8 protein-coding genes are annotated in these 13,168 nt (G+C 62.7%); 1 reads left to right on the forward strand and 7 read right to left on the reverse strand.

Going from position 1 to position 13,168, the window contains the following annotated elements; genetic code table 11:
* Window positions 1–59 precede the first annotated feature (59 nt).
* Complete coding sequence (locus tag ACRTG1_RS16880) at window positions 60–2,396, forward strand: PAS domain-containing sensor histidine kinase (protein WP_162742259.1); 2,337 nt, start codon at window positions 60–62, stop codon at window positions 2,394–2,396.
* Between the two features lie 25 nt (window positions 2,397–2,421).
* Here the strand turns inward: ACRTG1_RS16880 and ACRTG1_RS16885 are convergent, their stop codons facing one another.
* From ACRTG1_RS16885 to ACRTG1_RS16915, 7 genes are all read right to left on the reverse strand, one after another.
* The gene (locus ACRTG1_RS16885; protein ID WP_299937078.1) at window positions 2,422–5,388 is read right to left on the reverse strand and encodes a bifunctional [glutamine synthetase] adenylyltransferase/[glutamine synthetase]-adenylyl-L-tyrosine phosphorylase; all 2,967 of its coding nucleotides are present in this window, start codon (window positions 5,386–5,388) and stop codon (window positions 2,422–2,424) included.
* 43 nt (window positions 5,389–5,431) lie between these two features.
* Entirely contained in the window at window positions 5,432–6,892 is a 1,461-nt protein-coding gene (locus tag ACRTG1_RS16890) for a sensor histidine kinase (protein ID WP_432516679.1), read from the reverse strand.
* Window positions 6,892–7,563, reverse strand: coding sequence for a response regulator transcription factor (locus ACRTG1_RS16895; protein WP_113154620.1), 672 nt, complete (start codon window positions 7,561–7,563; stop codon window positions 6,892–6,894). Before ACRTG1_RS16895 ends, ACRTG1_RS16890 begins: the two co-directional genes overlap by 1 nt.
* Before the next feature lie 97 nt (window positions 7,564–7,660).
* Entirely contained in the window at window positions 7,661–9,208 is a 1,548-nt protein-coding gene (locus ACRTG1_RS16900) for a Do family serine endopeptidase (RefSeq protein ID WP_432516681.1), read from the reverse strand.
* A gap of 124 nt (window positions 9,209–9,332) precedes the next feature.
* Entirely contained in the window at window positions 9,333–10,577 is a 1,245-nt protein-coding gene (locus tag ACRTG1_RS16905; RefSeq protein ID WP_297562790.1) for a bifunctional alpha/beta hydrolase/OsmC family protein, read from the reverse strand.
* A gap of 103 nt (window positions 10,578–10,680) precedes the next feature.
* The gene (locus tag ACRTG1_RS16910; RefSeq protein ID WP_206547319.1) at window positions 10,681–11,154 is read right to left on the reverse strand and encodes a cytochrome c-type biogenesis protein CcmH; all 474 of its coding nucleotides are present in this window, start codon (window positions 11,152–11,154) and stop codon (window positions 10,681–10,683) included.
* Window positions 11,154–13,142, reverse strand: a complete 1,989-nt coding sequence (locus ACRTG1_RS16915; protein WP_432516682.1) for a heme lyase CcmF/NrfE family subunit — start codon at window positions 13,140–13,142, stop codon at window positions 11,154–11,156. The genes ACRTG1_RS16910 and ACRTG1_RS16915 overlap by 1 nt, the downstream gene beginning before the upstream one ends.
* Window positions 13,143–13,168 lie beyond the last annotated feature (26 nt).

Consider the following 13,168-nt stretch of genomic DNA (forward strand, 5'->3'; position numbering starts at 1 on the left):
TTCGGCAGCAGGCGGAGCCGAATCACCGAACTTAACCGAGGAACGAGGGAGCCCGTCGGATGGCGAAGGCAGGGGGTTGGGCTTTGCCCCTGATAGCGGGCATGGCTGCCGGGCCAAAAACCCGACGCGCAAGGCGTATGGGACTGGCCGGCAATGCCAAGATAATCGCTGCTCCGGCATACGAGCGTCTGCTGGCGGTGGAACCGTATCTGCGCCGCTCGATCCCCATTCTGATCATCATCTTTCTGCTGGTGCTGGCCGCAGCGCGCCTTCTCTCGCTGTTCACCTGGCGCGACGACATCGAACGCGATGCGCGGACCATGCTGGCGCTTGCCGCAGATTCGCTTGCCGCAAGCGTGGCCGTGGACACGACCGAGGCCGACCCGACGCACAAAGCACGCATGCTGATCGAGGAAGCGATGCGCCGCGCGGGTTCCGAAGACCAACGCGTTCTGGCCATCACCGACAGCCGTTTCGACGTGATCGCAAGCTCGCCCAACGGGACCGACCTCGTCGGCCGTTCGCTGGAATCCGTGCTGACAGGCGGGCAGCCACTCTTCCTGTTCGGCGCACGCGCCGGCGTGATGAACGTGGAAATCGGCGGCGAGAGCTGGCTGGCCTCGCTCGTGCATGTGCCCGGACAGGATGGATCGGCGATTGCGCTGACCTCGCATGACGCGCTCTTTGCCGACTGGCGGCGCTCCGTCTCGCTGAACGTGACACTGTTTGCGCTGACGGCGGCGATCCTGATGGTGATCCTCTACGCCTATTTCAGCCAGGCTGCGCGGGCGCAGGCCGCCGACCGCATCTACATGGAAGCCCATCAGCGGGTCGACATGGCCATGGTGCGCGGCAAATGCGGACTGTGGGACTGGGACATGGTGCGCGGCAAGATGTTCTGGTCGCGCTCGATGTTCGAGATGCTCGGCTACGAGACCACCGATGACATGCTCTCCTTTGGCGAGGTGGCGGAGATCATCCACCCCGAGGATGGCGATCTGTTCGATCTGGCCAACCGCATCGTGGCGCGCGAGATCGACCATGTGGACCGGGTTTTCCGCATGAAACGCGCCGATGGCCAGTGGGTCTGGGTGCGCGCCCGCGCGCAGGTTGTCGACCCGAACGCACCCGAACTGCACCTGATCGGCATTGCCGTGGACGTGACCGAGCAGCGCACGCTGGTGCAGCAGACGGAAGCGGCCGACCAGCGGCTGCGCACGGCAATCGAGAGCATCGGCGAATCCTTCGTTCTGTGGGACTACGCAGAGCGCCTCGTCATGTGCAACACGAAGTACAAGCAGGATCTGGGCGTTGACCAGAGCATGATCGTGGCCGGCGCGCGCCGGCGCGACATCGAGGCCCATGCGCCCGCTTTCCGCTCCGAGCGGAGGCTGGCCATCCCCTCCGGCAATGGCAATGGCGCGACCTATGAGCGCCAGCTCGCAGACGGACGCTGGCTGCAGGTCACCGAATTGAAGACGCGCGATGGCGGCACCGTGTCGGTGGGCACCGACATTACCCAGCTGAAGCAGCATCAGGGCAAGCTGGTCGACAGCGAACGCCGCCTGATGGCGACCATTCACGATCTGAGCCTTGCGCGCCGCGCCGAGCAGGAGCGCACCCGCGAGCTCAGCGAGCTGAACCGCAAATACATGCGCGAGACCGAGCGCGCCGAGGCGGCCAACCGCGCGAAATCGGAATTCCTGGCCAACATGTCCCATGAGTTGCGCACGCCGCTCAACGCCATCATCGGTTTCTCCGAGGTGATGCAGTCGGGCATGTTCGGCCCGCTCGGCTCCGAGCGCTATGCGGAATATGTTCAGGACATCTGTTCCAGCGGCTCCTACCTGCTGGGCGTGATCAACGACATTCTCGACATGTCGAAGATCGAGGCGGGCCAGTTCTCCGTCGATTGCGAGGAGATCGACCTGTGCCCGCTGATCCGCGAGACGGTGCGGGTGGTGGACCTTCAGGCGGCGGAGAAGTCCATCGACATGAAGATGGATATTCCGGAGACCATGCAGGTTTTCGCAGACCGCCGCGCCATCAAGCAGATCGTCATCAACCTGCTCTCCAACGCGGTGAAGTTCACCGGCGAAGGCGGACACATCTCGCTGCGCGCGCGCAAGGTTGGCCAGGCGGTGACGCTGACCATCGAAGATTCGGGCTGCGGCATTCCGCGCGATGCGCTGAAAAAGCTCGGACGCCCCTTCGAGCAGGTGCAGAACCAGTTCTCCAAGAGCCATACCGGCTCCGGGCTGGGGCTTGCCATCTCCCGCTCGCTGGCGGAGTTGCATGGCGGTGTGCTGAAAATCCGCTCGACCGAAGGCGTCGGCACCATTGTGTCCGTCCGCCTGCCGGCAGGCGAGCGCAAGAAGCCGGCCGTGGCCGCCTGATGACAGTCGTTAGAGGCTGGTTCGCTTAATCCTGTTCAACCGGGCCGATGAGCGCCTCGAAATGCCGGCGCACCCTGCCGGCGGTTTCCTCCACATGGGCGGCGAGAACCGGCAGTTCCGGCAGGTCGGTCTGACGAAGAAGCAGATCGGCAAAGCCCGGCGGCGCTTCGTCCGGGTCAAAGCCGCCTTCGAGGCAAAGCCGCGTGGTCTGCGTGAGCGTCATGTAGAGCGCATGCGCATCGACCAGTTCCTGACGGACCTGCGGCGGACAGAAGCCCTCTGAAAGCGCGGACAGAACCTCGCCGGTTGCCGTGGCCTCCTCGCCCTGTTCCTCGATATTCCCGGTCAGGGCCGCAACCTGCGCGATGAATTCCAGATCGATCAAACCGCCGGGAACCAGCTTCAGATCCCAGATATCGCGGGCCGGCTTTTCCTCTTCGAGCAGGCGCCGCATTTCGGCCGCCTCGCCGCGTATCTTCGCGGCATCGCGTGGCAGAGAGAGGATTTCGCCCACCTCCCCTTCAACGCGTTCCATGAGCGACGGGTCACCGGCGACGGCGCGCGCACGCGTCAACGCCATATGCTCCCATGTCCACGCCTCGTTGCGCTGGTAACGGGCGAAGGCCTCGATATTTGTGGCGACCGGCCCCTTGTTGCCGGACGGGCGAAGCCGCAGATCGAGTTCGTAAAGCACGCCCTCTGCGGTGGGGGCCGAAACGGCGGCGATCAGCCGCTGGGTAAGCCGCGCATAATATTCTGACGGCGCAAGCTCCTTCTTCCCGTCCGAATAGTCCGCGTCGGCATCGTGATCGTAAAGCAGGATCAGATCGATGTCGGAACCGGCGGTCAGCTCACGGCTGCCCAGCTTGCCCATGCCCAGAATGGCGGCGCGCCCGCCGGCGATGCGGCCATGGCGTTCGGCAAAATTGTCGATCACCGCATCGAGCGCGGAGCCAACAGTAAGATCGGCGAGATCGGAAAACGCCTTGCCCGCACGGGACGCATCAATGACGCCGGTGAGAAGCCGGATGCCGATCAGGAATTTCTGCTCGGCGGCGAAGATGCGCAGCCGGTCGAGGATTTCCTCAAAAATCCGGGCTCCTGCCAGAAACGTGTCCAGCCGCTCGGCGAGATAGGCGCGATCCGGCAGTTCGGAGAGAAGCGCCGGGTCGAGCAGACCGTCAAACACGTGCGGTCGCCGCGTGATGATCGCCGCCAGCCTTGGGGCCGCGCCCATGATGCTGACCAGCATGTTGAGCAGCGCCGGGTTGGACTGAAGCAGAGAGAAAAGCTGAATGCCGGCTGGAAGACCGGCAAGGAACGTGTCGAAGCGCAGCAACGCCTCATCGGCGCGCCTTGTCCCGCCAAAGGCCTCGAGAAGCGCCGGGGTCAGCTCGGTCAGCCTTTCGCGCGCCTCGGCAGACTGTGTCGCGCGGTAGCGTCCATAGTGCCAGCCACGGATCACACGGCACATGTCGCTTGGCCGCTCGAAACCCAGCTCGCTCAGCGTTTCGAGTGTGCCCGGATCATCCACATCGCCGGTGAAGACGAGATTGCCGACCCCGCGCGAAAGCTGCGGCGCGGTCTCGAACAGGTCCGCATAATGCTGCTCCACGAGGCGCAGACTTTCGCGGAACGTTTCCGCAAACGACCCGGCGCTGTCAAAGCCCAGCATATGAGCGATGCGCTCCAGCTCGTCATCGTCTTCCGGCAATGTGTGTGTCTGTTCGTCAGCCACCATCTGCAGGGCGTGTTCCACATCCCTGAGGAACCAGTACTGGTGCGTCAGCGCATCGCGCGCTTCATCATCGATCCAGCCGCAGCGGGCAAGCTCCGCCAGCATCGTGACCGTGCGCCGCCCGCGCAGCTCCGGAAATCGCCCGCCGGCAATGAGCTGCTGAGTCTGAACGAAGAACTCGATCTCGCGAATGCCGCCACGCCCGAGCTTGACGTTGTGGCCCTTGACCGCGACCTCGCCATGCCCCTTGTGTGCATGGATCTGGCGCTTGATGGAATGCACATCTGCAATCGCCGCATAGTCGAGATATTTGCGCCAGACATAGGGCTGCAGCTCCTTGAGGAAGCTCTCGCCGCCTGCGAGATCGCCCGCTATCGGCCGCGCCTTGATCATGGCCGCGCGTTCCCAGTTCTGGCCACGGCTCTCGTAATAGTGAAGGGCGGCTCCGACCGGGATGGCAAGCGGCGTGGAGCCGGGATCGGGCCGCAGCCGCAGATCGGTGCGGAAGACATAGCCATGCTCGGTGCGGTCCTGAAGGATCCGCACCAGCCGGCGCGTCAGCCGTACGAACAGATCGACAGCCTCATAGGGCTCGGGGATGGCGGGCGCGTGCGGATCGACCAGAACGATCAGGTCGATATCGGATGAGAAGTTGAGTTCATTTGCGCCAAGCTTGCCCATGCCCAGAACGATCCAGCCACTGCCGCTGGAGGGGTTTGCGCGATCCGGCAGTTTGAGTTTTCCAGCCCGGTCCGCATCAAGGAGAAGAAAGTCGACGCTGGCGCGGATGCACTTGTCGGCAAGAAGGCTGAGCCGCTCGGTGGTGAGCGCCGTATCGGCGGCATCTGCCAAGCGGGCAATCGCGATCAGGAAATGCGCCTCGGCCTTCAGATCGCGAAGGGCCTTCATGAGGCCGCTCTCGCTCTGCCCCTCTTCAAAGGCGCTCTGCTCGATTGCCTCGAAAAGAACATCCAGCCGCGCGGCAAGCGGCGTGTCGAACAGGGCTTCCAGCGCTTGAGGGTTGCGGCGCGCGAAGTCACGCAGAAATGGCGACAGCCCGAACACGGCCGCGAGAAAATCCGTCAGCGCGGTTTTGCCTGCAAGAAGATCGCCGAACCGTTGGCATTCATTGTCACGGGCGGCCTCAAGCACCATTTCCAGCGCATCGGCAGCCTGCTCGGCGTCGGCGGGTGTCAGCGCCTTGACCGGCGCTCCGAACCACAGGCTCCCATCCGCAACCGCATCACGCCCCATTCCGGTCCCCTCTTCAGTCAGGCATTCTTGCTTGTCCGCCCCGTCAGGCAGAGGCGTCACGCTTCTTGAAAATCGCTTCCGATTTCCGTTTCGGCGGCTCCGCGGGAAACACCATGGTGACGGCGAGACCGGGCGCATTGTCGGCAAATTCGAGGCGACCACCATGGAATGTCATCACCGCCTTGGCAAGGCTGAGACCAAGGCCGGAACCCGGCTGGGTACGGCTTTCCTCAAGCCGCACGAAACGCTCCGTCACGCGCTGCCGGTCCGCCTCGGATACGCCGGGGCCATTGTCGCGAACCGTCAAGCGGATTTCGTCGCCGACCTTGTCCAGAGAGACCTTCACTGCCGGGCTTTCGCCGGAACCGGCGGAATATTTGATGGCATTGTCGACGATGTTCGACAGCGCCTGTCCGATCAGCTCGCGGTTGCCCGGCATTTCGAGCGCACCGTTGATCTGCGCTTCAAGCGCAACGCCCTGCTCCTCGGCCAGCGGCTCATAGAGCTCGACCACATCGGCGAGGATCGCGCGCAGATCGATGATCCCGGTCGCCTCGGCTGAATAGCCGGCCTCAAGGCGCGAGATCATCAGGATTGCATTGAAGGTGCGGATGAGCTGGTCGGATTCAGCAATCGTGCGCTCAAGCGCGGCGCGGTAATCCGCTGTCTCCGGCTTGCCGGCGAGTGCCGCTTCCGCCCGGTTGCGCAGTCTCGTCAGGGGCGTCTTCAGATCATGCGCGATGTTGTCGGAGACCTGGCGCAACCCTTCATTCAGGGCTGAGATGCGGTCGAGCATCTTGTTCAGATTGTCGGAGAGACGGTCGAACTCGTCGCCTGCGCTGGAGACCGGCAGCCGGTGCGACAGATCTCCACCCATGATGCTGCGACTTGCCTCAGACACGCGGTCGATGCGTTTCAGGGCGCGACGGCCGACGAAATACCAGATCAGCAACGCGCCGACACTCATGATTGCAAGCGTCACCACAAGGGCGCGCTGCATCACACTGCGGAATTTCTCGGGCTCTCCCAGGTCACGCCCGACCATGACGATGACCTGATTGGGCAGGCGAAAGACAACGGCCACCGCCTTGTGTTTGGCTTCACTCCCGTTCGGGTCCAGACGCACCTCGCCTTCACCGAAACGGCTGTAGGTGAACGGGCGCTCTGTCCAGCCCATCACATCCAGAACGCCCGGCTGGAGGCTTTCGACATTGCCTGAGAGAATGCGGCCATTGGCGTCTGCGAGCAGATAGAGATTTGCGCCCGGCTGGCGCGCGCGCGATTCAATCACGCGAACAAGGAGCGGCAGCCCACCCCGCCGATAAGAGCGATCAAGGCCGCGCACTTCTTCATTGATGGCATCGCGCGTCTGCCCGACCAGCATGCGGGCGGACAGAGACGTCATGTAGATGACGAGGAAAGAGGCACAGACGGCAAACAGGATGAGATAGAGCGCAGAGAGGCGCGCTGCCGTCGTGTTGAGGATGGAAAGGATGCGCGCCATCAGTCCTTCAGCATGTAGCCGGCGCCGCGCACCGTATGAAGGAGCGGCTTGTCAAAGCCCTTCTCGATCTTGCCGCGCAGGCGCGAGATATGCACGTCGATGACGTTGGTCTGCGGGTCAAAATGATAATCCCAGACATTTTCGAGCAGCATGGTGCGCGTCACCACCTGGCCTGCATGGCGCATCATGTATTCGAGAAGACGGAACTCACGCGGCTGGAGCACAATCTCCTGCCCCGCGCGGCGCACCGTATGCGACAGGCGGTCGAGTTCCAGATCGCCGACCTGGTAGGAGGTCTCGACATCTTTCGCGCCAGCGCGACGGCGCAGCACTTCGATGCGGGCGAGCAGTTCGGAGAAGGCATAGGGTTTGGTGAGGTAATCATCGCCACCGGCGCGCAGACCCGTCACACGGTCGTCCACCTCGCCAAGTGCCGAAAGGATGAGCGCCGGGGTATCATTGCCGCCTTCACGCAGTTCCGTGATGATCGACAGGCCGTCACGGCGCGGCAGCATCCGGTCGACGACGAAAACATCGTAGCTGCCGGTATCGGCCATGGAAAAACCGGTATCGCCATCGCGGGCGATGTCTGCCGTGTGTCCGGCTTCGGTAAAAGCGTTCTTCAGATAGTCCGCCGCTTCACGGTCGTCTTCGATAACAAGAATCTTCATACGCCCGTTATACCCCGTTTGCCGATCCAGCGAATTCAGAGAAGACAAACTCCCCCGCAAAGATTGCGGGGGAGATGTGAGGTCTTGTGTGAGGCGATCAGCCCTGGCCGGTTGGCAGGGCAACGAAACGGCTTGCGTCGTCACGCTGGATCTGGATCAGGACGGCCTTGCGACCGGCTTCAACGGCAGCCGCAACGGCTTCCTCGACATCCTTGCCCGACTTCACCGCCTGAGAGTTGACAGTGCGGATGATGTCGCCGGCGCGAATGCCGCGATCATCGGCGGGGCTTCCGGGCTCGACATCCGTGACAACGAGACCGTCACCATCTTCAGCCGGGGTAACCTTGAGGCCGAACTGCGCGTTCACCGCATCCGGCTGCGCGCCACCGCTTGCCGATGCCATTGTTTTGACGCCAGGCATTTCGGCAAGCGTCACCGTGAGGTTCTCGGTCTTGCCGTCGCGCCACACGGTCACCGCCACGTCATTGCCCGGGGCGTAGCCGGCGACAAGCCGTGCAAGCTCCTTGGGCGACGAGACCGGCTTGTCCTCAACGGCGATGATGATGTCGCCAGAGCGGATGCCAGCCTTGGCGGCAGGCTCACCAGTCTGCGCGTCGGCAATCAGCGCACCCTTTTCCTCGTCGAGGCCAACCGATTCAGCGATATCCTTGGTCACGGGCTGAATCTGGACACCGAGCCAGCCGCGCTCCACGGTACCGTCGTCGATCAGGTCTTTGACCACCTGTTTGGCGATGGACGCGGGAATAGCGAAGGCAATGCCCACATTGCCGCCCGAAGGCGAGAAGATTGCCGTGTTCACGCCAACGACTTCACCCGTCAGGTTGAAAGCCGGACCACCGGAGTTGCCGCGATTCACGGCAGCGTCGATCTGGATGAAGTCATCGTAAGGACCTGCGCCGATGTCACGACCACGCGCCGATACGATGCCCGCCGTCACGGTGCCGCCGAGACCGAACGGATTACCAACGGCCACGACCCAGTCGCCAACACGCACCTGCGCATCATCGGCGAAGTCGACATAGGTGAACTCGCGCTCTTCATCGACCTTCAGCACGGCAAGATCGGTGCGCGGGTCGGTGCCGACCAGCTTGGCGTCGATCTCGGTGCCGTCATCCATCACGACGGTGAAGCTGCTGCCACCTTCCACCACGTGGTTATTGGTCACCAGATAACCGTCTTCGGAGATGAAGAAGCCGGAACCCTGAGAGACCGGACGTGCACGCTGGCGACGGTCGGGACGGCGGTCCTTCTCATAGCCGCGATCACCACGCTCGCCGCGGAACTCGCGGAAGAAGCGCTCAAGCGGATGCCCTTCCGGCAGTCCCTCGAAGCCCGGCATGTCGAAGAACGAGCCGCCACGGTCCGATGTGGTCTGGATTTCAGCCTTCACGCGCACGCTCACGACAGCGGGAGAAACCTCTTCCACGATGTCGGCAAAGCTCGGAGCCTGAACCGGCTGCTCGAGGCGAACGGCCTCAGCCATCACCGGCGCGGTTCCGCTCGTCACGACACCAAAGCCGACCGCACCTGCAATCGCAACAGACGCAATCGTGGCCATCAGCCGGCCGCGACCCTTGCCGATAACGCTCTTGTTTGTCGCGTTGTTGTCAGCATTCTGATGCATGGAATGATATCCTCTTGAAAACATTTCATTTCGGCGCGCCTCGCCGTCTTCGAAGACAGAGATAGTGACCCAAACATTACAGCGCCATTTCCAGCCGATGAATTTTTGGTAATGTTCGCTGCACCTACTCAGTCATGCTTTCACCCTCGCGGACACGCGTATGCACGTGTGCGACGCTCTCCAGGGTCCGGTGAACCGGGCATTTCCCGGCAATCTCTATCAGCTTGTCGCGCAGCTCTTCCGAAATGTCTCCCTCCACATCGATGACCCGTTCAAACCGGTCTATCTTCCCCTGCTCCTTCAGCGCTTCGGAACAGTCAGCGCAATCTTTGGAGTGAATCTTCGCATGCGAGACGTCCACATTGATCCGGCCGAGTGAGAGTTTCTTGCGGTCTGCATACATGCGCAGCGTCATGGTCGTGCAGGCGCCAAGCGCGATGGAGAGGAAGTCGTAGGGCGACGGTCCGCTGTCCATCCCGCCATAGCTTTCCGGCTCATCGGCAAACAGCCGATGGCGACCCGCCTGCACTGCGTTCTGAAATTTCCCCTGCCCCGTCTCCATGACACGGACATGCTCGATGGGCGCCTCGCCCTGCGGCTCATCGCCGGTGATGTAGCGCGAGAGCCAGCCGGTCATGACACTTGCGGCAAACGCGGCATCCTCTTGCCCCGTCAGAAGATGATCGCCGCTGTCCAGCGATACGAAGCTTTTGGGGTGTTTGGCGGCGAGGAAGATCTGCGTAGCGTTCTCGATGCCGACGATCTCATCCAGCGGCGCATGCATGACCAGAAGCGGCTTGTGCATCGCAGCCACGGCATCAAGCAGGGCATGCGAGCGCACATCCTCGACAAACTGATGCTGAACGCGGAACGGGCGGCCGCCGAGGGTGACATCGACCTCGCCTTCCGCTTCGATGCTCTCCGGCGATGCTCCGAGATGCCTTAGAACATGCGCCGTGTCGGAAGGTGCGCCAATGGTGACGACCGCCTTGACGGAAGGAAGACGCGCCGCAATCGAAAGCACGGCAGCACCACCAAGCGAATGCCCGATCAGGACGCCCGGCGCTTCATAATGCTCTTTCAGGAATTCGGCAGCGCTTAGAAGGTCACCGAGATTGGTCGAGAAGTTTGTGGAGGCAAATTCGCCCTCGCTCGATCCGAGCCCGGTAAAATCGAACCGCAGGACGGCAATGCCACTGCGCGCCAGATCGGCGGCAATCCGGCGTGCCGCCAGCAAATCCTTGGAGCAGGTAAAACAGTGGGCAAACAGCGCATAGGCGCGAACCGGGCCGTTGGGCAGATCGAGACGCGCGGCCAGTTCAGCCCCTGAATGGCCGGGGAAAGCGAGCTTGAGTGTTTTCGCGGTCATGCGCCTACCTTTTGCGTGTGCCTCAATGGATCGTTTCAGGCCGAAGCCAGAGGCTCAAGCTATGGTGAAACGCCCGCAACGCAATGCTTGACGTAGCGAAAACTCAATCACGCTCGTTCAAGATTCGGTCAAGCCGCTCTTTCTCCTCCGCGCTCAGCGCCTGTTGACCCGCGCTGGCCCCGCGACGGCGGGCATTCGCATAAATGATCGCACCGCCGATCAGCAGCAGGAGAAACGGTGCGCCCCAAAGGAGCGCATTGCGATAGCTGAAGCGCGGTTTGAGAAGAACGAACTCGCCATACCGGTCGACCACATAGTCGAGCACTTCCTCATTGCTGTCGCCCGCCTGAAGACGATCACGAACCAGAACGCGCAGATCACGCGCCAGTTCGGCATCGGAATCGTCAATCGACTGATTCTGACAGACCATGCACCGCAGTTCGGTCGACAGATCGCGGGCGCGCGCTTCCAGTGCCGGATCTTCCAGCACCTCGTCGGGTTGCACGGCCGCCACCGGCTGCAGCGACAGGAAGAGTGCGGCCGCAGACACAGCCAGAAGGCTGAATGGCTTGCGCATCATGCCTGTCCGCCCTGCGCCAGAGCGGCTTTCTTGCGGGGCATGGGTGCTCCGATCCGCAGCCTGCGATCAAGCAGCGACACCGTGCCGCCAATCATCATCACGAGCGCGCCAAGCCAGATGAGCGTCACCATCGGCTTCCACCAGATCCGCACGACAATCTTGCCGTTGGGCGTCTGGTCGCCAAGCGAAACATAGAGCTGGCTCACGCCGAGCGTGCGGATGCCCGCCTCCGTGGTCGGCATCTGACGCGCCGTGTAGAAGCGTTTCGACGAAACGATTTCGCCAAGCTGCCTGCCGCTCACGCGCGTCAGGACGAAGCGCGCCTGATCCTCGGTGTAGTTCGGCCCGGTGAAGGGCCTGAAACTGTCGAAGCGCAGATTGTAGCCATGAATTTCCACGACTTCGCCCGGCTCCATGGCGACGATCCGTTCCGTCTCCAGCGTGGTCACCGCCACGATGCCGATGGTGGTGAGGCCAAGCCCCGCATGGGCGAGCGCTGTGCCGAACACCGAACGCGGCAGCCCCTTGAAGCGACTGAAGGCAACCGAAGGCGCAACCTTGCCGAGACCGGACTTGATAACGAGGTCCGTCATTGCCCCCAGCACAAGCCACGCGCCAAGGCCGATGCCCAGCGCAGCCAGAACCGAAGTGCGATCCACCAGAACCAGCGCCAGAAGCGCAACCGCCAGCGCCCCGCCGAAGGCCCAGATGAGCCGCTGCGAGACCGCCCAGAGATCACCGCGCTTCCACGCAAGCAGCGGGCCGAAGGGCACGATTGCAAGCAGAGGAAGGATGAGCGGCCCGAATGTCAGGTTGAAGAAGGGCGCGCCGACCGAAATCTTGTCACCCGTCACCGCCTCCACCAGAAGCGGATAGAGCGTGCCGATCAGCACCGTGGCCGTCGCCGTGGTCAGGATCAGATTGTTGAGAACGAGCGCCCCTTCGCGCGACACGGGCTGAAAGAGCCCGCCCGACGTCAGCGTCGCCGCCCGCCATGCAAAGAGCGCCAGCGATCCGCCGATGAACAGGACAAGGATGCCCAGAATGAACACGCCGCGCGCAGGGTCCGTCGCGAAGGCGTGGACGGACGTCAGCACGCCGGAGCGCACGAGGAACGTCCCCAGCAGCGAAAGCGAGAAGGTCAGGATCGCCAGCAGCACGGTCCAGATCTTGAGCGCGGAGCGCTTCTCCATCACCAGTGCGGAATGCAATAGCGCGGTGCCGCCCAGCCAGGGCAGAAGCGAAGCGTTTTCCACCGGGTCCCAGAACCAGAAGCCGCCCCATCCCAGCTCATAATAGGCCCAGTAGGAGCCCATGGCGATGCCGCCCGTCAGGAAGGTCCAGGCGGCCAGCGTCCAGGGACGCACCCAGCGCGCCCAGGCCGCATCGAGCCGGCCTTCGATCAGCGCCGCAATGGCGAAGGAAAACGCAATCGAGAAGCCCACATAGCCGAGATAGAGAAGCGGCGGATGGATGGCGAGCCCGATGTCCTGAAGGATGGGGTTGAGGTCACGGCCTTCAATCGGCGCCGGATCAAGCCGCGCAAACGGATTCGACGTCGCCAGAATGAAAATGATGAATGCGCAGCTGATCGCCCCCTGCACGCCAAGAACATTGGCCCGCAGCGAAAGAGGCAGGTTGCGGCCGAAGAACGCCACCAGCGCACCGAAGAACACGAGGATCAGAACCCATAACAGCATGGAGCCTTCATGGTTGCCCCAGGTGCCGGTGATCTTGAACAGCATCGGCTTGGCCGAATGCGAGTTCTCCCACACATTCAGCACCGAGAAATCCGACTGGATATAGGCCGAGGTCAGCGCCATGAAGGACAGGGCGACCAGCATGAAGCTGGTGATCGCCGCAGGCTCCGCGACCCGCATCAGCGTTTCGTTCCTGAGCTGCGCGCCAATGATCGGCACCGACATCTGGACGAGCGCCAAAGCAAAGGCCAGGACAAGGGCGAAATGACCGAGTTCGATGCTCATTATCCGGTACGCTCCAATCAAGCCGT

The sequence above is a fragment of the Nitratireductor sp. PBL-C9 genome (assembly GCF_050877045.1).
In the GTDB taxonomy this organism is placed as follows: Bacteria; Pseudomonadota; Alphaproteobacteria; order Rhizobiales; family Rhizobiaceae; genus Nitratireductor; species Nitratireductor aquimarinus.